We start from the raw sequence: 20918 nt of genomic DNA on the forward strand, positions 1-20918 counted from the left end.
GCGCTAATTTGCGACGTGAGTCCATGACCGAATCATTGGTAGCAGGCGACTAGCAATTAGCCCGTTGGCAACATCAGAAATATGGTCTCCATAGCTATACAGGAAATCCCGTCCACGCCACATCGAGCATTCGTCTGCCGCAACATCACAAAGAACAGACGTGGGATCGTAGACGAGCACATTGGGGAAGCTTTCTTTCAAGCGGGCAACCATCGCGCGATAGCTCTTTGTCTCTTTGTAGAGCTCTTCCAGAGTCATAGAGCAGGTAGCGGGCTTACGGTATGCCAGCAAATGATTGAACGCCGCTGAGGATGTCTCGCGGGACGTCATGCACCGTTTCGGATCTGCAAATTCTGGATTATCGATCGTGAACACGACGCGCTTATGAGCCGCTTCCAGAGCAGCAATAGTTGCTGCGAGTCCGGCTTCACCCGAATCGGTTGCTCGCCTGCCGCTTTCCTTGTTCGGGTATCGCTTATCAGAAATGGCCCACTTCGCTCCGGTAATCAGCACGAGTTTGATGGTTTCGTCCTGAGTCAACGCACTTAACGCCACCCTGTTAGCACGATCACAATCAGGATCAATGTTTGCACCGATCATCGGAGGGCAACTCGGGCGACCGATATGCAACCACCTCATTGATGGCTCCGATTCACGCACGAGTCCCCAGTACAACGCGTTAGCGTGGCTATCTCCCCACACAGCGGCAGTAGGCTTCTGGCGCTTATCGTGATAGCACCAAAGGAACAACCCCGCATCCGCGGCTGGCACCCCGCATCCGGGTTCGACAAGATCATTCCCTTTGCCAAGACCGGCAGTAGCCAAATCTGCATTGACCGTGTTTTCGGCATTGATGGCGACGACGGCCCTTGATGCCACGCCTCCATTGCTTAGGACCATGAAACCAACAACTCCACAGCACCAGACGACGGCACAAAGCACCGCTGGCTTCGCGAGGATACGAGGCTTAGTTCGTAGCGGTAGCTCAACCAATCGATACGTGAGGTATGCGAGCAGGAGTGCCACTACTAGCAACCCAATTCGAACCGGGACTGGCGGCGCCCCAGCGAAGAGTATGTTCGCAAACGACAGTAGTGGCCAATGCCAGAGGTACAACGGGTAACTGATTAAACCGAGGGAAACGGCAATAGGGTGAGCGAGTAGTTTCCTATTCAGCCACGCTGCGGGGCCGGCGCCGATAATGAGCGCAGAACCAACCACAGGGAACAACGCACGCCAGCCAGGGAAAAGACTGTCCGAGTTCAGCAACGCGATTGCACCGATAACTCCTGCAATCCCAAGAGCGGCGGCACCATCTGCCAGTTTCCCGTTTTTCTGAAGAGTCGAGGAAAAACGTGGCGCACACGCCAGTGCGCCTCCCACCAACAGCTCCCAAAACCGCGGGAGTGGATGATAGAAGGCATACACTGGGCTGCGATGAGTGAGCCATACGCTAATCGAGAACGAGGTGACTAGCCCGATCAGCAGCATGAGGTATCGCGGCATCCGAAATCGCGACACCGCGTACAGCATGAGCGGCCAAACGAGGTAAAACTGCTCTTCAACCCCAAGGGACCACAGATGAAGCAATGGCTTCATCTCCCCTGATGTGTCAAAATATCCGGCCTCACCGCGCAACACAAAGTTGGAAACAAATGCCGCGCCGCCAGCCACATGCCGGCCAAGCGCCGCAAACTCATCGGGAAGCAAAGATATCCAGCCGAACGTCAGACTTGCAGCTAGCACCAAGCCCAGCGCAGGAAAAATCCGGCGCACACGGCGAGCGTAGAAATCTAAGATGCTGTAGCGGCCAGAGTCAATTTGATTGACAAGGATCGACGTGATCAGATAACCGGAGATCACGAAGAATACGTCGACACCGACAAACCCTCCCGGAAGCGCCGCCGGAAAAGCGTGAAACACCAGGACCGACAACACCGCTACTGCGCGAAGTCCGTCAATGTCCGCCCGATACACACGTGCATGGACGTCCCCGGGATTGCTATTCACTTAGTTGCTCTCGACTCATTATTTTCGGTCGCCATATTACACTGAAACCAAAACGCCGAATCGAGTGATGCCGGAGCAAATTCCTTGATGAAAATTGCTCAACTGTCTTAGCCCCAAGTGATAGCTCCGACCGATTCGACAGTCTCGGCAGTGCGCACTTTTGCCTTCAGGGTCTGAAGCTTGTTGAACTCCGTATTCCCTTGAACGAGCATTACGCCGTACAGCCCCTTCAGATCATCTAATGTAAATGGAACTTGAGTGTTGTCGCGAGCTACCCAGTAGAAGCCCGTCGGCGTCGCCCCTGATAATCCGTACCCCGTTGTCGCGACAAGCAATCTAGCTTGGCTCTCGCTATCCGCTTGATACCTTGTCGCCACCCCACTGGCTGATTTGTACGTCACGTCGATCTGCGAAGCAGTGAGGTAGTCGAGATGCAGCGCTGACATTTTCGTTGCCTGCGCTTGCGCCAAAAGTGCAGCAGGCGACGGAGCCCGCAACTCCCCGTCTAGCACTGTGTAACCCGGCGTGACTAAGCAAGCGCGCCACTCGTCGTCGGAAATCTCAATCAGATTATCGGTACCCTCCGGCGCAGGGCTATCCTCACTGTCGAAGAACGCCACGATTGCGCCGTTTGAATCGAAACCCGCAAATTTTTGTCCCATAGTCATCCTCAGTTTCCGATCGCCATCCAAGCCACGCTCTGACCCGTCAGATTTGTTCCCGTGAACGTTGTCATTTGAAGCGAGAAGCCCGTAGTGGAAGGTCCACTCGTAATTTGCGCACCCGCTGGCGAAGTCGAGTAATTTGCCCCGAGCGTTACGGACCTACAGGCGTTCGGAAACGCGATCGGAAACGTAACGGCGGCGGGGCTCGCGCCAGTATTTGCAATACCCCATTGAACAACTAGTGGTACCGGGTCGCCAGGATACGCCGGTAACTTTCGGTATCCATTTTGTCCGAGAGACTGCGCCGATTGCATCGATGCGGCGTATTGGAGTTGCGCGGACCCGTCGATCGCATACCAACCATTCGATCCATTCGAAATCAGTGTGAGGGTGTCCCCTGCGTTCAACGCGATCGACGTGACGTTGGCGCTTCCTACCGTGATCGTGTTCGTCGTTCCTGCCCGCGCCACTGATGCGCCGGCAACAATCGAAAAGAACTGGAGTCCCTGCCCTGATTTGATGCTCGATGCCGCAGGAAGGGTTCCAACGACGCCCGAAGAGAATACGAGTAGCTGACCTGCATTTGCCGACGTGAGAGTCGTTGCAGTTGGGACAAGAGTAACTGCACTGGCACCAAGCATAGAGGCCTGCATTTGGCCGAACTGCACGGCGTGCTGCGGCTGCGTTGCCGGTGCCACCGAGGGCGCACCCCACCCATCGTTCGTGGCATTTCGCTGACGGACCACCGCGGGCGTCACGGAGGTGTCCATCCACAGAGAAAACGGTCTTACACCACCAGGCAAGGAGGACGGGTCTGTTGCGCCGGATGTCAAGCTGTCCAAGTTCGCGAGCGCATCATTCAACGCCATCACGAGCGCAAGGCCAGACAACGTCCCGGTCGTCGGAAGAATAAGAGAGTCCTGCGACATAATTTCCTCAAAAAAAAGACCACCTAAGTGGTCCCTGTTTGTGCGTTCGGCGCTCAGTATCCCTGTGCCGACCAGTTGATGCTTCTCGCCACGTCGGCAGATCCGTTCACCACTTTGACGTTGAAGCCTGCAAGTGTCGAGTTTGTCAGAACCACCTGATCTCCGGCGATCGCGTTGAGCAACGTGATCTGCACGTGCGGCTGCGGATCGGCGTTCGGCCCGGCATTGAAGGAACTGGCGAACGTTACAGTGGCACCTCCAGCCGCCACAGGAACATTCGTTCCAGTGTCCAATCTGTCAGGTACATCGACCGCGAAACTGAACTGATCAACAGCTGGATGAATCGCCGGATCGGTAGACTCCAGGAGCAACCGCGCGGTAAATTTGCGACCGCTGTATATGCCCGGCAAGAAGTCCCTCCACGGTCCGAAGACGCCGTCTGCCTGAGCCACGGCAATCTGCGGCTTTGCAGACACAGAAAGGCCGAGCGCTTCGCCCAGCACATCTGGATTATCAAAAACATTGATTGCAGCCAGGATATTTTCAGTCGAACGAATACCGTGCACCGACGAAGTGATGAGCAGTTGGCACGCGGCCACTCGACCAATATCAATCTCGTGTGAGGTCGGAATTGTGTAACTACCCGCTCCAGCGACGCCGCCGTACTCAAGCACGTTAGGCACGCCGAGCACGTTTGTTTCGCTCAGGATGTCGCCTTGACCTGCGAGAATCAACACGCCCCCATTAACGGCAGCGCCGCCGGTCAAAGTGCCACTCCAATCCGGCGCCTCTTCGTGGACCGCAATCACGTTTCGGACGAGAGATGCACCAGCGATCACAATGGATGCCGGCGGTGAATACAGAACGCTACCTATCGGAGACTGATACCGCGTTGCAATCCAATACGTCCCATCCCCCACCGCGACGATATCGGTAACCGGCGTGTTCACGACAAGGCTCGCGCTCTGCCACGTCGCCCCCTGGCGGACCTCATAGTCGATGGCTCTCGGATCAACGACCTCACTCCAAATAACGTGAGTGAGTTGGTCGCGATAGACAGTCGATACGTTGCGCGGCGTCGCCAGAGCTTGAAGCAAGCCCTGCACGACATATCGCCCGCTCTTGCCCTGCGCAGACTGCTGCAACTGAACCAGAGGCGCCGGCTGAACTGACGCTTGAACAACGTCGTTCGAATACGCTTGAATCTCAAGGCTATTGCCGTCGACTTCATATCGCGTAGGCGGGCCGTCGTCGATCGACACAAAAACACTGGCTTTTGTCGGCACCCCGGTGGTCCAACTCAGGATCACGCGTGTTCGCCCAGTTGCCCCATCAAGCAGCTGCTCGTTAAACATCAACGAAAGCACGTCTCCATTTAGGTGACTGTACTGTCGAGGCGGCACGTAGTCATAACCGCCCGCCGCTGCTGCGTAATACCCAGCCTCCTCATCGGTGGCGATGATCTGCACTTCGTTCCCGCCGCTCTGAGGCGTTACCGATGTGATCTTTACCCGCTTGCCGGGCGTGGCCAATGGGTCATAGACGAACACCCAGTCATATGGAACCATCTCTGCATGTTCGTCCGGAACCGGCAATTCCGCCGGGATGCCTCGGGTCAGCTTAAGCGTGTCGCTCATGCCTGCCCCACCATTCACACCGAACACTCTGTAAGTGCCATCCGGGAATCGAACGCCCACATACCCCTGTGTTTGTGCCAGTGGGACTGACCGGTCCAGGCGCAACGTGTCTCGATCCCCGCCAAGCAGTCGCCCTGAATAACTCCAGGCCGTCATATCGTGCGACAGTTCCACGACGTCGCCACGCTGTGCGACGAACCCCTCAAGATCAGACACCCAAGTAACTTTGCGCCGATGATAGTACTGACCGGCAGCCATCAAATTGGCCTTCCGCCCCGCAAGCGTGACACTCGTACACCCCACAAAGTCGAGAGTCACCGGATTCGTGGGCGCAGTCACGTTTGGCGGCTTCGCTCGAACCTGATCGACAACCCATCCCTTATCCGGATTGGTAAAGTTCACGATGATCTCGTCGGCCAAGTTTTCCGTGTTGTACTCGACCTGAAACGAGTCTCGCTTGATGTTGAACGGCCCGAATTGCATAACTGACGGCTGATCAGGTGCATCCCACACAACACCAAGCTTGCCAGTCAACCAAGTAGAGGATCCGTCCCCGCACAAGGCAATCTGATCGGCCATCGCACCGATGCTCAGACCGGCGCCCTGCACGAAATTCACAGTCAGACCTTTCGAGTCGCAATACGCCGCAAACTCTTTGATGCCCTCGATGTCGATTCGACTGTCGGGCAATCCAGCCCCGTAGATCCTGCGCCCGTTGATAAATTTGCCTCGTGCCCACCACAGGAACCACCACCCTGGGTTGCTGGTTGCCTTCGTCACCCACGACGTACCGGTCCAAACGGGACAGACTGCGGTGGCCATCGCCGAAAAGGTATCGATGGAGCCGTTCAACTGCGCGGATGCGAGAATGCGAACGCCGACGCGGGTCTGCCCCGTGTAGTCTCCAGAGTCCTGCTGATAACTCCGAAGCTGCGACCATGAAACCGCGTTTGAATCGCGCGAGTCAGCGGCGTCCTCTGTCAGCTTTTGAACCCGTACATCAAACTGACCACGAGCCACATAGCCGCGAAACGTATAGCGCTGCGGCGATTGTGTTGCGCCCGTAATTGTCACGACACCGCCGCCAAAGTCGAGCCAGTTGCCGGTGCCAGCCACCCGATACTGCATCTGGAACGCCACCGACCGAGAGTCCAATCCCCCCTGATCATTGACGTGGTACAGGGTTGCCACGATATCCACGGCGATCGCTATAGTGTCGACCGACGTCGTCCGTTGCACCCAACCCGTTCCGGCGGATAGATCCTGGACGTTTTGGCTATCAACGTTTCCGGCGATTAAAGACAGCTTGCCATCGGCACCGCTGACCTCAATCGAAACATCTTCGTAACTCCCTATTGGCGTGTCCCCGATTTTGAAATCGGAAAGGGTGACATCCGATAGACCGAAGTGAAACGCCTGATAAAGGTATTGCTTGTGGTCATAGAATTCCGTGTAGGGCGTACTCGCGAGATCGGGGACCACTTTGTTGTAGCCGACACACACGAGCATCGGCTCGTACTGCCGTACCGAGTTTCGACCGCCGGTAAGCGAGTACGTCGGAGTTTGACTGTTCGGCTGATTGACCGAGTTAAACGATGCCCTGGGCGGCGGCAACAACGCATTGACGAGGAGAGAGCCACCGACCATGATCGCGGCGGCCGCAAGCCCGTTCGCTACCAAGATTCCGTTTGCGCCCAGAGTCGCTGCCAGGCCGATCCCGCCAAACTGAGAGACCGCCATAGCGCCAAGCTGCGGCGCGAAAGCCGCTACAGCGACAAGCGCTACCGTGCGCAGCACCTTACCGACACCACCTCCACCGCCTTCCAGCGTGGTCCGAATCACAATCCTGTCGCCAGCTTGCGGAATCAGGTGCTCCCAGTTCTCCGATGGCACAGGGATGCCGTTGCACCATAAGGAAACAGCGCCGTACGGGAGTTTCACACCATGCCGCGCCAGGTAGTCGCCGATCGTCTCATCGTCAAGAAACCCTGCGTAAAAGACTGCTCGCCCATCAGACGTCAACGGGTGCGGCATATGCACCAATGCGGGCGCCTGACGCTCAATCACTTCCATTTGTAGAATCCGTCCAGTTTGAAGCCGCTTCCCTCCAGTTCTCGAACGCGGTGGCGAACCACCTGCATAGCTTCACGAGAGTTGTGAAGCACCCACGCCACGCCGTTTTGCTCGTAGTACACGCCGACATGCGCGAGCCGACCTCGCGCGATCATGACCACAGCATCCCCGTCGGCGGGTTCTTTGGTCCGCTCACCGATTTCGTCGCAGCAGCGCGCAACCAGTGCCGAGTCCGCAAACGGTCCCTCACCACGTGCGCGCGGAATTCCGACGTCGCGGCCAAACACTTCCTTGAGCACCAAGCGCGCCAAGTCACCGCAATCGAATCGGTTCAGCTCATATGGGCGGAACATGTAACGGTCGCTCCAATGCACCATCAGAACACCCCGGGAGAAGTATCGGGTCGAAACTGAACCGCGACCGCCTGCTGATTGAGCGTGTCGAGAAACCCCAACGTTGCGACGATCTTCTGCGAAACGACGGACACCTTCGACATATCCATCGTTATGCTCCATTCAATGTGATCGGGCACGCTGCGCAGAATCTCCGAAAACGTGGCTGTTGCACCAACGCCGCCACGACTGACTTCCAGCCATTGCGTGAGCTCACGGCTCACATTGTCGATCTCGATGCTCGCCTGAGGCAGCCGCCCCTGTTGATCGTCAGGTAGCGAGCAGCTGAATGCCATTGCCGTGTACACGTTGCCATTGCAGGTGACATCCTGCGTGTCGCATACGACGCGGATCGGCACCGCCAAGTCGGGATGGTTGATTTGCAGGAGCAGCAGCCGAGATTCCGGCGCCGAAACAGCGTTGATGGTCTGGCGATACCTCGGGGAATACTGTCTAGCCATCAGCCGTAGGTCTCCATGGTGAACCTCACCACCCAGACATCGAGCGAACCCTGCGAGGAAAATTCGACTTTTCCCCCGACGATTCGCGCGATCTTCGTCGTGCCATATAACGGATCTCGCCAGTCAAACCACAACACGCCACCGGACAGATCGACGCGCAACCACTCCTCAAAAGCGTTGCGCTTGTCGAGCTTGTCGAGAATGAACTGAACGCTTCGCGAGACCTTCGCCAACGAGTTTCGCGGCCGCTGCTTGTCCGGTCCCGCGTCCATTTCCGTCGTAATGACGGCATAGTCCGGCGACTGAGTGAAGGCCGACGCCATCGGCGCTGGCATGTATGAAGGGAACTGGGGCCTCATTGCTTTGGCATACCTTGAATTGCCGAGCGAATCGGGCCACCACGCTGGAGATCATCAATGACGATTTTCACGACCAACCCCGTTGCATCGAACTGTGGCGTTGCGCTCCTGACCTGCATGGGTTGAGACGTCTGGTTGACCAGTTCAACACGAAGGTCAGATGCCTGTGGCGCACCGGCCGGCGACGACGTCCCGACGTCGAGTGTTGCGCGCACCCCCAACGATCCGTCGGCACCGCGTGAAAGCGGCATGATTGCTTCGGGTCCGGCCTCACCGAACAGCGCCAACGGCGCGATCGTGGGCGATGAGGCTATGCTGTTGGTAAACGCACCGCCGCTGGCGAAGGCATGCAGTGCAGCGCCGCCGGCAAAGGCATTTCCCTTGGCGCTCGGCATCGTGAACATCCCAGAAGTGCCGCCAAGCCCGCCGAACGATCCGCTGTACGACGCACCCAAGCCGCCCCCCACTGCTGCGCTCGAGTATCCACTGGCCTGTTCACCACCACCGCCGAACCAGTTGCCGAGTAGCCCCGTAAGCGCCCCGAAGATCGGTGTAGCCGCTGCCCGCATCTGCATCTTGATCAGCTCCTGCGCGAACGCGATACCGATGTCGCCAATGCTGACTTTTGTCCCCGTCGCCCACTTCGCCGCAGCATCCGTGAGTCCGTCATACAGCGACGTGAAACCCGCCGCCACCTGATTGGAGATGTTTCCAGCGTGATCCCGATAGTTCTCCCAAGCTCGATTGGCACCGCTCAACCAATTGCCCTGCGCCTCGCGAAGCCGGTCGGTTGCGTCATACTCCAACGCAACCCGACGATCATAGAAGTCCTGCAAAGCGCGGACCTGCGCGTCATATTGCGACGCGTCGAGCTTGTTCTCTACGCGCGAGCGGGTCAGTTCGGATAGCTTCTGGTCATACTCTTTCGCCGCCGCCGTAAGCCGTGAGAATTGATCACGTGCAACGTCGCCCATGCCAACCGACTGCACGCTCTGACTAATTGCGTCCTGACGTGTCTGCAACGACTTGCGTAGCGTGACCGTATACGCCTCAAGGTCCCGCGCCTGCTTCTGTTGAAGTGCCGTCGAATCATCCGAGAATTTCCGGTCATTCTCGGCGAGCTTCTGCCGAATCTGGGCCTCTTCACCCGCGTACTTCTGAAGCGCGGCAAGCTGCTTTTTGCCCTTCGCCAGATCCTCCTGCTGCTGCACGATTCCCAATTGCTTGGTCAGCGATTGCTGACGCGCGTCATGCTCTTGCTGCAACTCGTCCTGGAGCGACATTAACCCCTGCTCTCGCAGACTCTTGATGTGAGCAAGATTCGACTTTAGTCCGTCTTCCTCCGCTTTGAACTGCTGCTGCAACGCTTCAAGACGTGCATTGAGGGCATTCTGCGCGTCCGACTCGGCCTTTTTGTCCGTGAACTGCTCGATAATCCCTTTTCGGGTCGCAACCAATGCCTTCGGGTCCAGTTCGGGGCTATTCGGATTAGCTGTACGAAGGTCTGAGACGTGACGATCGAACTGATCCAGAGCGTTCTGCCGGGCGTATCCCTTGTCGTATTGGAGTCGCTGCTTGTGGAGAGCATCGGTTGCTGCAATTCCCGCCTGCGCTTCGCGAGCGCGCCGCGCGCTTCCTTCCGCCAGTCGCTGCTCCTCGATGTTCAACGACTGGAGTGAGGCAATCTGCTTATCGATGCTTGCGATACGCTCACGAGCCATATCGCCGCCACCGCCGACCCGCTTCGCCATCGACTCCAAATCACGCCGCTCGTTGAGCAACGTGTCGATCTTGTCGGTGTTCGTCGGGCCGGTACCGAAACCTTGCTTCAGCTCCGCCCACGTCTTGGAAATTTCGAGCCGAAAATCTCGCCACGCTTTGGCGGCGCCGCTCAGTTTTTCAGTAGCATCGGTGACCAGTTGCCGATGGAGCGCCTCCGAAACAACACGGACTGCCTCGGACACCTTTCCTGCCTCTTCCAAGGATCGGACATATTCATACGTCGCCGTGTCCATGAAGTGCATGCTGCGGTTATGCTCGGCCGCCCACTTAGCCACACCGTCCGGCATCTTGGCGTAGTCGGCAACGATGTCTTCGAGCTTCGCACCGGTCAGTTCAGACAACTTTACGACGTCCTCACCAAGCGTCTGCATGCTCTGCCCGGCGAACCGCCCAGTAGAAATCAGTGCCTGCAGGGCTTCGCGCGCCGTGCCAACCCCGGTTTTGGTGCCCTCTGCAATGCCGAGTGACATCGAGTTGAAAGCATCGCGAGTAACGCCAGCGGCATTTCCGGTCAGTTGCAGCGACTTTGCAAACGCTTCAGCCTCACTCTTTCCCTGAAATGCTGCCAGCGCAAAGGCGCCGATGAAGGCACTCACGAGCCCAACCGTGACGCCGGTCGACGACATGATGGCGCCCAGGGCATCCGTCCGCTCGCCAAGTACGAGCAGCGACCCGCCGAAGTTCTTCCAGGCCCCTGTCGACGCTTCGTGCCCCAGCACCATCAATTCTTTTCGCGCGGCGGCCGATGCGAAATTCATCTCGTGCGCGCCGTTCTCGGCCTTCTTCATGGCCGCGATCATCGGCGCTGCCGAATCCGCGACGCCGAGTTGGGCAGCACGCATTTCCATCCATGCGGCCTTACCCTGTGAAACAGTCACGGACTGGCGCTCAAGGGACGCCATGAAGCTGCGAATCGACGATTCACTTGCCCTAGCCCCCGAGGTTGCCGCGTCCGACACCCCCTTGAATGCCGCGCTTGTCTTGGCACCGGAGGCGGTGGCAGTGGCTTCGAGCTGCTTCACCGACTGAGCGCCTTCAGCCATGCCAGCCTTAAGGCCAGTTGTATTCGCCTCGACGGCGATTACGGCCTTTCCGATCAGGTCACTCATTGTGAAATCATAAGGAATGCCCGCGCGCAGCGGGCGTTAGTCGGATGTCGGCGCTATGCCGAAAATTGCGGCTCGAATCAGATCCGATTGCGCCTTCGGGTCAGCGAGTTGCACCGGTTCGTCAGGTTGCGAATCGCCATGCTCTGCCCACGGAAGGACGTCGAGCAAGCCGAAGGGCTCGGGATGCCGCTTGCGATCGCGGTTGATGTTCGCAAGCATGGACACGACCGCGCCGGTGCGAAGATCCTCAATCGGGCTGCCGAACTGCTCGATGCGCGAATACGCGACCCATTCGGCAAACTCGGCGGAATCGATTTCCCGCTGAGCTTGCCGAACGCTCATTCCGAGGTGGAGAGCGAGCCGGAACCAGAATCGCCGCTCGGGGCGGCTTCGGAGTTTTTTTCCGCGCTCTCCAGCGCCGCTTGCCCGATGCCGTTCAACTTTGCGGCCTCGCTGGTGAGCATGTCGAGAACGTCCTTGTTCTTGGTTCGAAGCGCGTCGATGTCCTCGGTGGTGAATACCTGATTGCCGTCCGCATCAACGATGGTCGCCGCGAGAATCGACGCCTCGAACTCGCCAAGAGTACCTGTGCCGCCCTCGCGCGAGGAATGAAACGCATCGCGTTCGGCGCCGGACATGACGGCAAGGCGGACGACGCCGCCCCACTGGGGCACCGGCACGTCGATGGTCTTCCGATCATTCGCCGCCAGAATTTGATCTTTCGAAAGTACTTTCACGGACCCTCCGTCCAAGTCACGTCGCCGCTGATGCGCGTATTCACGGTGCCGGTCAGCACCGCGTCCACTCCGCCTTGAAGCGGGGTGCTTTTCACCAGACCGTTCCACGTAGCCACGTGGCCGTCGGGCAGCGTGAGCTTGAAAAGATGCATTGCACTGCTCGCCCGAGCCGCTTCGAGCAGGATCTGACCGGGATCGGTACGATTCACGTTCAGATCGAAGTTGAAGTTGCCGTTGTCACGCAGGCCGAGCAGATATTCCTTCGACGTGCTGTCCAGATCGGTCGTGTCGATTTCCGACGACTGGCCGTCAAAGCCGGTGAACGACTTGAAGCCTTTGATGCGTGTGTACGTCGGCGTGGCGCCGAGAGGCGCGATTTCAAGCTTACTGCCCTGCGCCGAGATTGCCGGGGAGGTCATAGCTGTTCTCCTGATGTATCAAGGGGTGAACCAGAAAGAAATGTCGAGGCGCTCGCCGTACCAGTCGGTATCGGGTTCGTGAAGCCCCACGGGGGCGCCAACCGGCACCCCCTTAAGTTCATCACCGCAGAGGCTCACCATTACCTGTCGCATGACAGTCGCCGCCTCCTTTGCGGTGTTTGCCCACACAACGAATTGCACGCGAGCGTTCATGCGCTCGGCCAATCCGTCGAGTGAACTGGCGTCCTGGCCGCCGACTTTTTGGAAAATCGCGTAGGGCCGCTGTGCGTTGGCCGGTGCCGTAGCGTTGAAAACTCGCCCAGAGGCAATTCCGGCCAATGCGCCGGTAATGAGTGGTTCGATCATTTGCCGCGCGCCTCATGAATCTCCAACAGCTTCTCCTTGAGACGATTGCGCATGGCATCGAGGGCGTCAGTCTTGCGTGCTTCCCACGATGGCCGCAGGTAGGGGCTTGCTGCCACCCAGTGCTTGCCGATGGCACTCGCCCGGTGAGACTTCCAGCGGACGCCTTTCGGCTTCGGCGGCACGTACCAGTGCCCGAACTCGACCATCAGACCGTAATAGGCAACGTCGTCGCGGCCGTCCCCCTTCTTCCCGCGGCGGATGCTGACGTAGTACATCTTGCTTGTCTCAGTCGAGCGCTCTTCAATAAACTTCAGGTACAGCGCACGCGCGAGGTTTCCGGTCTCCCCGTGCGGCGCTCGCAACGCGGCCTCGTCACGAAGAATCGTGCCGCCGGCCACGGCGGCCGACCGAAGGGCCGATTCCGCCATGTCGTCCGCAAGCTTCAGCAGTGCGGCAGCAGATTCGTCGAATCCACTGGTCTTCCACTCATCCGCCATCGCCTTGCTCCGATACACAAACGAGGTCGGTGTACTCGCGCCCCGCGTGATCAGGCAGCGGCTCTTGGATGTTGTAGACCACATCATCGACCGGCTGGCCGGCGACGTACTTGATCAAGACCGCGCGCATGCCGTTGTCGATATCGGTTCGATATCGCACACGGACGCTCACGGCGGCAGAGCCGACAGGCATATCGGACTTGATCGCCTCGGAGCCCGATGAGACACGGACATTGCACCAGAGCGGTTCCCCGATCGGCACCCAGCCGTCGGACGGTTGGCCGAAATCATCCTTCCCGGCGCCCCGACGTTCGATCCGCACTTGTCGAGTGAGAGTTCCGGAGCGCATCACACCCCCGGAATGATTCGGTGAGGCCGCAAGAGCGATTTCGCGTTGAACGGCAGTTCCGCGACGGTCCCGATGCTCGAATCCTCACGGTTCACGTACAACTCAGCGGTCGTCTTCAGGATCGCCGCCTTGATCGCCGCGTTTACCACCATCGGGCTATCCCCTGCCGTACCGGCCGTAACAGCGGCCTGCAAAGCGGTATCGGTTTCGAAGACCTGACGATTCAGGTAGTCGATTGCGGACTGCGTGGCACCGTCGAGTGCCATTTGCACGACGTCGTCGTCGGCGCCTAGATCCTGTTTGACGAACTTCGCTGCAAGTTCGATGGACACCAGCGGCATGCTTTACGCTCCAGCGCCATTCAACAATTCGAGCAGTTCAGCCTTGCTCGCGCTCGCCTTATACTCGATGCCCTTTGCTTCCAGCGCTGTCTTGATCTGCGCCGCAGTCATGTCTTCAAGCGATAGCGATTCATCACCCAAAGCACCCAATTCCAGCGCGCCTGCTTCCAATTCCGGCGGGCATTCGTCTCCGACTTCGAACTGGGTAGGGTAAATGTCGCCATCCATAACGCCGAGAAACGCCTTGATGAGCTTTGCCATGTCTTCCTCGCAAATGAAAGAGGCTCCCGAAGGAGCCCCCTAATCGTCGGCCTACTGTCGTCGCTTACGCCGAAGCGGCAATCTTCATTGCGCGCATCGGCTCCGGGTTCAGCAGGCCGCCGCCCACACGCTTCGTCGTGTAGAACAGAACGTAAGGCTTCGCCGTGTACGGATCACGCATGACCCGTACGCCAATGCGGTCGACGATGAGATATGTCTGCTTGAAATCTCCGAAGAGAATAGGCGTCGAGTTCGCTGCGACGTCCGGCATATCCGGCACTTCTGTCACCGGATAGCCCGCGAGCGTAGCCGGCTGACCAGCGACGAACGACGGCTGCCACAGATAGTTGCCCTGGCCGTCCTTGAGCTTGCGAACCAAACGCTGCGTGTTCCGGTTCATCGTGAAACGCGCATTGCCGGTAAACGCACTCGGCAGGTCGTAGATCAGGTCAATGATGCCGTCGGACGTGATTGCTGCGGCCGCGCCGCTGTTGACGAGTGCGATCGACCCAAAGGGATGAACAGCAGCGTTCGCAGCACCGGCGACATACGTCAGAATGCCCGTTGGCTTCTTCGTGCCATCGCCCGACACAAACGCGCGCCCTTCTTGTTTCGAAAACTCCGTCTGCACTTCGCCTGCGAGCCAGCTCTCCAGATCAATCTCGCTGTCGTCGAGGATGCCCTGCGTGGCCGCCGGGTTTGCGTAAATCTCGCCCGATCCAAACGAAAGCGATGCGAACGTGCCCGTGTTAGTCTGCGGACGAGCGTCAGTCTCCCCCACCCAGCCGCTTGCCGTGCCGCCCAAGTTGAACAGTTTCGAAAAGCCCGCCCTCGAGACCGCCTGCACTTGAGCAAGCTGACGCATCGGCGAAATCAACACCAGCTTGTCTACGATGGTCCGATCCCACTCGATCGGCGTCAGGTATCCGCCCTGCTCATCGGCCCCCTTGTTCAGTGCCGCATTGATGTCCCCCTTCTTCACGTGCGCTTTGAAAGCGTCCGTGTACTCGGAGTCACGCAGTTTCGCACCGCCGCCGGCACCACCCATTTCGAGCGCTGCCATCTTCACACTGTGCTCGTCGAGAGCCTTCTGGAACGCATCCAGATCAGCGCCGATCTTTTCGACCTTCGCCGTAATGTCGGACGCTGGCAGACCAGCTTTCACGGCGTCGAGTTGCTTCGTGTGCTCGGCCTTGAATTCATGGAATGCCTTCTGCACGCCTTCGACAAGCGCCTTGACGTCACCGGAGCCGGCGTCAGCGCGTACGCAAAGAATGCCGCGCGGGACCGCCAGTGCGACGCCAGTCAAGTTTGCCGCGAGCGCGGCGATGAAGAGTTTCTTGCTCATGGACTTATCCTTGGAGAGCGTTGATGAGGTTTTGCAGCGAGGCTGCAACGTCGTCGCCAGCGCCCGGCATGGCGGATCCAGCGGCAGCGCTCGGCGTGCCGTCGAATAGGGCTTTGAGTGCATCCCGGCGCGCGCCGCGGGAATAGCCAGCTCGCGCCATGGACGCCTCGATGAGTGCGAGTGCCTTGCGGTTTCCGCTCGCATTGGATTCCTTCGCGACCTTGGCGCTGTCCAGCAGTCCCGTCGCGAAACCATCTGTGACGGCCTGCTCGGCGCCGATCCAGGTTTCCTTATCCATCAGCGCCGCCGCTTCGGCTTCGGTGATGCCGGCGCGCTGCGAATAGACCTTCGCCATCGCGGCATCGAACGGCGCGAGAACCTCAGCCGCCTGAGCGATGTCGTGCCGATTGCCGATGGCCACAGTCCAGGCGTTGTGGATCATCAGGAATGCGCCGTCACCCATCAGGATATCGTCGCCTGCCATCGCAATGACCGAGGCAGCCGAGGCGGCGATCCCCATCACGTTGACGGTCACCTTGGCCTTGTGCTCTCGCAGGAGGTTGTAAATCGCGACGCCCTCGAAGAAGTCGCCGCCCGGCGAGTTGACGTTCACCGTCAGATCGCGGGCACCGATGCTGCGAAGAGCCGCACTGACGCGTTTCGCCGTGACGCCCGTCCCTTCCCAGTTGTCGCCGATCGAGTCGTAAATCGAGATTGATGCCGAATCGTCACCGGCCGCCGCATGCACGTCCGGCTCCCAGCGCTCAAGCGCATCCGGACGGATCTCGTACTGAGCGGTATTCAGCCGGTGATCGGCGCGGATTTCAGGCAGTTTGAGGAGGCTCATTGCCGCTTCCCTTCGGTTGCTGTGTCATTGGGTTGCGCAGTTGATCGGCAACCGGGTCGTCTACGCGGGGAAGGTCCACCGTCTCGCGTACTTCGTTCTGCTTCATCCATGGCGAATGTCCGCCAGCACCCAGCGCCTTGGCAAAGAAGTTCGCCTGATCGTTAAGCGTGCCGCGCAGAAGCGCCGCTTCGTTGAACTTGAACACCTGCTTGCCGAGCATGTTTTCCGGCAGGAACAGACGCTCGGCCGCTTGCTCCCACGAAACGAACCAGGGCGACAAGCCGTATTGAATAAAGAAGATGGCAAGCTGCTCAATGCCGCTGCCCCAACTCGTGTCATCCATCATCAGAAGCGGACGCGGTACGCCGTACATGCGCGCCACCTCTTCGATCTGGTGATTTCGGTTCTCGATCTGCTGTGCGGACACCGCCGTCGCCGTGAACTGCTTCGCCTTTCCGCCCTCTTCCAGCAGCATCCAGCTACCGGCATTTTCAGATCCCGAGTGGTTCTCAGCGATCGACTCCTTCAGGCGCTTGTATGCGCCATCCGAAAGCTCTTTCTCGTATTCGATGGCGCCACCTGCCATTACGCCAGTGCGAAACGTGCGGGACGCTGCGCGCTCAGCCTGCTCGGCGAGTTCTAGCGCCTCTCTCGCCAACCGTGGCCGGGAAAGACCGTTCACGCCATCCAGTGACAGATCGCGCAGGTGAAAAACTTCGCGCGCCGGCAGCGTGATCAGATTTCCGCCAGGCGTCGTGTAGTCGTAGACCATCTGCCACGTTTCCGTGAGGCGCGGCTTCGTTGAACCGCGATCCATCGGAATCATCCGTATCGGGCGATTTCCCGACCAGATGACGCGAGCGAACGACTGACCATCGAGCAACGCGCGCAACTGTAAAAGGCTTTTGAACTCGATCGGCGTCTGCCAGTCGTTCGGTCGATACTTCAGCAAGCGGTGCGACGGGTTTTCAGTCAGCGTGCGCTTCGTCTCGTTGTTCTCGATAAGATTCAGCGGCAGCATGCCGATCGACTGCGAGATCAGCGTCACGCACCGAAGAACGGCCATGTTTCGCAGCGCCTTCGCCTCGCGCCCCGCGACTCCACCGTTCAACTCTCCATTACGGATGTATTCGAGAAGGTTCGGATCGTCGAGGCCTTCGAAGGCGTGCCCGGGTGTCGACTCGGCTCGCGGTGCTACCGGCGGCGACGCACGCTCGAAAGTCGGTTCCGCGAGGCGAGCGGGCGCCTCCGGGTTTTTCTCACCCCGGACGAAATCTAACCAACCCATTCACACCTCAGAGGAATCGGATGCCGCGCGACTCATACACCGACGGCCCTTGAGCCGGAGGGTTGAGCGCCATCAGCGATACCGCATCGAAAATTGCCATCAGCGGGTCAATCTTTCCCGTCCCGCTGGCTTGTTTGGTGATATTCACGGCATTGCCTACAGGGACGACGCGTGCGTTGCCAACGCACCATGCCATCATCGGCTGCCCGCCGTGGATCAACATGCCGTCCGCCACCTGGCCGTCGTCGAGCCGCCGGCCGCATGCCGCAGCAATGCGCCGCTCGGCCGTCTTGATAGCTCCGGACAGCTTCCATCCTTGCGAAATGCCGATCACCTTCTCCTCCGGCACTTTCGCGTCGGCCAACGCGTCAAGGACACTACCGATGCCAGCCGGATCCGCGCCAACCTTGAAGAGAAGGCCCGCAGCCTCGATGTCAGCGACAATCGCAGCGACGTCAGACACGTCATCGCCGATTTGCTCCACGACGGTCAGGTTGCCCTCTTTCTCGAAGTCGCGTAGCCGTTCGGCTATTTCCTTACGGCGATCGAAGACGGTTGGATGAGCCCATGCGTGAGTCCACGCGAGCCAGTTGCGCGTCCCTTTCTCACGGCCAACAAGCGCAAGGCCAAGCAAATCGTCCAGCCCGCCCCCGTCGATACCCACCGCAATCACCTCACAGCGCGCTTTCAGCTCTTCGACGGTTAAATTCGGCGTCTTCGCCGCAGCCTCCCAAAAATCTGCGCCCGCCCAGCGATCACTTCGCAGCGCTAGGCCGATTTCTACGTTTCCGTGCTTCGCCAGAAACCCTCGAAGAGAGGCCTCGCCCTCTTCGCGAGCCTTCCGATGCTCTCGCTCCAAGAATCCTCGGTCGACCGAGTATCCAAGGTTGGGATTGACGATCCCAAGGTTCTCTACAAGGAGGTGCTCCTTCGACTCAACCATCTCGGGCGGGTGCTCGTAGATGATCGGAAGGAATTGAGGGTCATGGATCTTTCCGTCACGGACGTCACGTGCGTATTGCAGCTTTTCCTTGAACACCCCAGCCGGCGGGTCGTCGCTTTGCGTCGTGATCCAGATGACGAAGCCCTCGGGCCTCGATGCAAGACCGCCGAGCGCCTCTCGAAGCATTTCTTTCGCGTTGGGTTGCTTCCCGAAGAGCCAAAGCTCCTCAACCAAGGTACCGACACTCTTTTTCCCGGCGGCCGTGTTCGGGTCGGCGGCGATAACCTTCAGCGTCGCGCCCTTCTCGCGGTGCGTCAGCGTTTTTATGTGCGTTTGCACGTGGATGAGGTCGGCCAACTGGTCATCCTCATCCGGTTCCTCGAAGGAAACCATGTCCTTCGCCGGCCCGAAACTGTTGTTCGCTACCTCCAGCGTGGGCGCCAGAATCGTGAACTCCGCCGATTGACGCCAGTTGCGGATCAGGCAGGTGAGCATGATCGACGCCGCAAGCCCGGACTTGAAGTTCTTCTTCGGCAACATCACGAACCACTCCGTGATGAGCCGCCGGCCGCTGTCGACGTCGTAGGCACCGAACACCGTCGCTGCCAGGTCGAAGATCCACTGACCTGACGCCTCACCGATCGTCGGACTTCCCGGAGCGTCGACGATGCGGAGCGAGCGCATGACTTCCAATCCTCGCTCCGCCTCGTCTGGGAAGATCGGCGCCGGGATGATTGACCGACCACGCCGCAACCGATCCGCCCAATCCGGACATGCTGTTGTCCACTCGGGCATCAAACACTCTTCCCGCCGGAGGCAACCAACTTCGGCGGCGATGCGGACGCAAAACGTCCCCCACCGGCCTTTTTGGCCGCGTCTTTCTGCGCGTCTTTCTTACCGCCCTCGCCGAGCTTCTGGTGCATGAACGGCAATAGAGCTTTGGCTGCATCAACACGGAGCTTTGGCTCAGTCTGTTGATCATTCATCGCAGCCAGGAGAAATTCCTTCGGATCCTTGAACGTCAATATCGCGTGCAGATCGAAACCTGCCGCCATTGCAACCGCCGTCACTGCCGCAGCGTCGGGCGCCACCGTAGCCTTACCAGCTTTCGACGCCGCCGGTTGCTTCGCGACTGGCTTTTTCATGTGCTGCGCCAGATACGCGACGACATCCTTATCTTTAACAAGGCGCGACCCCGCCGCCGACGCTGTAGCGGGACTGTAGCCCGCCTCGATTGCCGCGTCTTTATTGGACTTCCCGGCCAAAACAGCATCAGCAAACAGCCGCTTTTTGCTGTTGAAGGCCATTAACAAAAACTCCAAAAGGGGAAATTTTCTGCGCGTGCGGGAACGGTCGGTCTAGGCCAACGGTGTGCTTAAACTTTAGGCACCCCCTCCGTCCCGCCGATTTCCAGCCAAATTAAATGATATTGATTCGCATTTGCATAATGCTCACCGACACCCAAATCCACCTGCACAAATAATGTGCAAATGAACCCTCGCCATATTCCCATCGAGTGTTTATATAGCGTTAAGACGCGAACATAGCGTTAGCGGCAAGCGCGTTCCAATCGCTGCTTCTCGCTATCGTGATGCGTCTTACACAGTGTCTGAACATTAGTGGGATCAAGTCGAAGCCGATCATCACCGCGATGCGCAATGATGTGGTCGCCAATGTTGCCCAGCGGCTCGGCCACACCACGAGCAGCGCATGCGAGCACCACAGCAGCGGGCGACATGCCCGACATACCGAGGTCACGCAGGCAGAACACGCAATGCGGATTCGATGCAAGGTGCTTGGCACGCAGTTGCTGCCACGCGTAATCGTAGCCACGCGCCGCGCTCCCGCTTTTCCCTGCTCGCCATGACATCGGCTCAGCTATCGCAACCCTGCTTTTCATCGCGGGCAATCGCGAACCCAATGTCTTCAGTCGAGGCATAAAAGAAAATGCCCGCTGCCGCGTAAGCGGTGCGGGCTAACGACTTTCGTCGAGGAGGAGACACGCAAGAAAACGAAAAGCCCGCGCGGATTTCACCGTCGCGGGCTTTGGTGGCACTGATTCAGCCTTTCAGAAATGGTAGGGAAATCAGGGCAAAGTGACAACC

General features: G+C 58.8%; 22 protein-coding genes. All 22 read right to left on the reverse strand.

Features of this window, described 5'->3' with window-relative positions:
* Positions 1-3: 3 nt before the first annotated feature.
* Positions 4-2010 (reverse strand): acyltransferase family protein, encoded by a 2007-nt coding sequence (locus PBR20603_RS21750; RefSeq protein ID WP_150561530.1) that lies wholly within the window; start codon positions 2008-2010, stop codon positions 4-6.
* Positions 2011-2117: 107 nt separating this feature from the next.
* Positions 2118-2678, reverse strand: a complete 561-nt coding sequence (locus tag PBR20603_RS21755; RefSeq protein WP_150561531.1) for a DUF4376 domain-containing protein — start codon at positions 2676-2678, stop codon at positions 2118-2120.
* Positions 2679-2680: 2 nt separating this feature from the next.
* Complete coding sequence (locus PBR20603_RS24640) at positions 2681-3604, reverse strand: gp53-like domain-containing protein (RefSeq protein WP_425495837.1); 924 nt, start codon at positions 3602-3604, stop codon at positions 2681-2683.
* Between the two features lie 53 nt (positions 3605-3657).
* On the reverse strand, positions 3658-7314 hold the full coding sequence (locus PBR20603_RS21760) for a host specificity factor TipJ family phage tail protein (RefSeq protein WP_150561532.1): 3657 nt from the start codon (positions 7312-7314) through the stop codon (positions 3658-3660).
* A complete protein-coding gene (locus tag PBR20603_RS21765; RefSeq protein ID WP_174978018.1) occupies positions 7305-7667 on the reverse strand; it encodes an NlpC/P60 family protein in 363 nt (120 codons plus the stop codon). Before PBR20603_RS21765 ends, PBR20603_RS21760 begins: the two co-directional genes overlap by 10 nt.
* Before the next feature lie 23 nt (positions 7668-7690).
* Complete coding sequence (locus PBR20603_RS21770; protein WP_150561534.1) at positions 7691-8167, reverse strand: DUF1833 family protein; 477 nt, start codon at positions 8165-8167, stop codon at positions 7691-7693.
* A complete protein-coding gene (locus PBR20603_RS21775; protein ID WP_174978019.1) occupies positions 8167-8502 on the reverse strand; it encodes a hypothetical protein in 336 nt (111 codons plus the stop codon). Before PBR20603_RS21775 ends, PBR20603_RS21770 begins: the two co-directional genes overlap by 1 nt.
* A 20-nt stretch (positions 8503-8522) precedes the next feature.
* Complete coding sequence (locus tag PBR20603_RS21780; RefSeq protein ID WP_150561536.1) at positions 8523-11417, reverse strand: phage tail length tape measure family protein; 2895 nt, start codon at positions 11415-11417, stop codon at positions 8523-8525.
* Positions 11418-11453: 36 nt separating this feature from the next.
* The gene (locus PBR20603_RS21785; protein ID WP_150561537.1) at positions 11454-11759 is read right to left on the reverse strand and encodes a phage tail assembly protein T; all 306 of its coding nucleotides are present in this window, start codon (positions 11757-11759) and stop codon (positions 11454-11456) included.
* Complete coding sequence (locus tag PBR20603_RS21790; RefSeq protein ID WP_150561538.1) at positions 11756-12154, reverse strand: hypothetical protein; 399 nt, start codon at positions 12152-12154, stop codon at positions 11756-11758. Before PBR20603_RS21790 ends, PBR20603_RS21785 begins: the two co-directional genes overlap by 4 nt.
* On the reverse strand, positions 12151-12573 hold the full coding sequence (locus tag PBR20603_RS21795) for a phage tail tube protein (RefSeq protein WP_150561539.1): 423 nt from the start codon (positions 12571-12573) through the stop codon (positions 12151-12153). Before PBR20603_RS21795 ends, PBR20603_RS21790 begins: the two co-directional genes overlap by 4 nt.
* Before the next feature lie 18 nt (positions 12574-12591).
* Entirely contained in the window at positions 12592-12939 is a 348-nt protein-coding gene (locus tag PBR20603_RS21800; protein ID WP_150561540.1) for a DUF3168 domain-containing protein, read from the reverse strand.
* The gene (locus tag PBR20603_RS21805) at positions 12936-13436 is read right to left on the reverse strand and encodes an HK97-gp10 family putative phage morphogenesis protein (RefSeq protein ID WP_174978020.1); all 501 of its coding nucleotides are present in this window, start codon (positions 13434-13436) and stop codon (positions 12936-12938) included. The genes PBR20603_RS21800 and PBR20603_RS21805 overlap by 4 nt, the downstream gene beginning before the upstream one ends.
* A complete protein-coding gene (locus PBR20603_RS21810) occupies positions 13426-13785 on the reverse strand; it encodes a phage head closure protein (RefSeq protein ID WP_150561542.1) in 360 nt (119 codons plus the stop codon). Before PBR20603_RS21810 ends, PBR20603_RS21805 begins: the two co-directional genes overlap by 11 nt.
* Positions 13785-14126, reverse strand: a complete 342-nt coding sequence (locus PBR20603_RS21815; protein ID WP_150561543.1) for a head-tail connector protein — start codon at positions 14124-14126, stop codon at positions 13785-13787. Before PBR20603_RS21815 ends, PBR20603_RS21810 begins: the two co-directional genes overlap by 1 nt.
* 3 nt (positions 14127-14129) lie before the next feature.
* The gene (locus PBR20603_RS21820; protein WP_150561544.1) at positions 14130-14387 is read right to left on the reverse strand and encodes a HeH/LEM domain-containing protein; all 258 of its coding nucleotides are present in this window, start codon (positions 14385-14387) and stop codon (positions 14130-14132) included.
* A gap of 64 nt (positions 14388-14451) precedes the next feature.
* On the reverse strand, positions 14452-15735 hold the full coding sequence (locus tag PBR20603_RS21825; protein WP_150561545.1) for a phage major capsid protein: 1284 nt from the start codon (positions 15733-15735) through the stop codon (positions 14452-14454).
* Positions 15736-15739: 4 nt separating this feature from the next.
* The gene (locus PBR20603_RS21830) at positions 15740-16582 is read right to left on the reverse strand and encodes a head maturation protease, ClpP-related (protein WP_150561546.1); all 843 of its coding nucleotides are present in this window, start codon (positions 16580-16582) and stop codon (positions 15740-15742) included.
* Complete coding sequence (locus PBR20603_RS21835; RefSeq protein WP_150561547.1) at positions 16560-17870, reverse strand: phage portal protein; 1311 nt, start codon at positions 17868-17870, stop codon at positions 16560-16562. The genes PBR20603_RS21830 and PBR20603_RS21835 overlap by 23 nt, the downstream gene beginning before the upstream one ends.
* Positions 17871-17877: 7 nt before the next feature.
* Positions 17878-19608, reverse strand: a complete 1731-nt coding sequence (locus PBR20603_RS21840; protein WP_150561548.1) for a terminase large subunit — start codon at positions 19606-19608, stop codon at positions 17878-17880.
* Positions 19608-20120 (reverse strand): terminase small subunit, encoded by a 513-nt coding sequence (locus PBR20603_RS21845; RefSeq protein WP_150561549.1) that lies wholly within the window; start codon positions 20118-20120, stop codon positions 19608-19610. Before PBR20603_RS21845 ends, PBR20603_RS21840 begins: the two co-directional genes overlap by 1 nt.
* Positions 20121-20362: 242 nt before the next feature.
* Positions 20363-20752: an HNH endonuclease gene (locus tag PBR20603_RS21850; RefSeq protein ID WP_150561550.1), complete on the reverse strand. Its 390-nt coding sequence runs from the start codon at positions 20750-20752 to the stop codon at positions 20363-20365.
* Positions 20753-20918: the final 166 nt, after the last annotated feature.

Source organism: Pandoraea bronchicola (assembly GCF_902459805.1).
In the GTDB taxonomy this organism is placed as follows: domain Bacteria; phylum Pseudomonadota; class Gammaproteobacteria; order Burkholderiales; family Burkholderiaceae; genus Pandoraea; species Pandoraea bronchicola.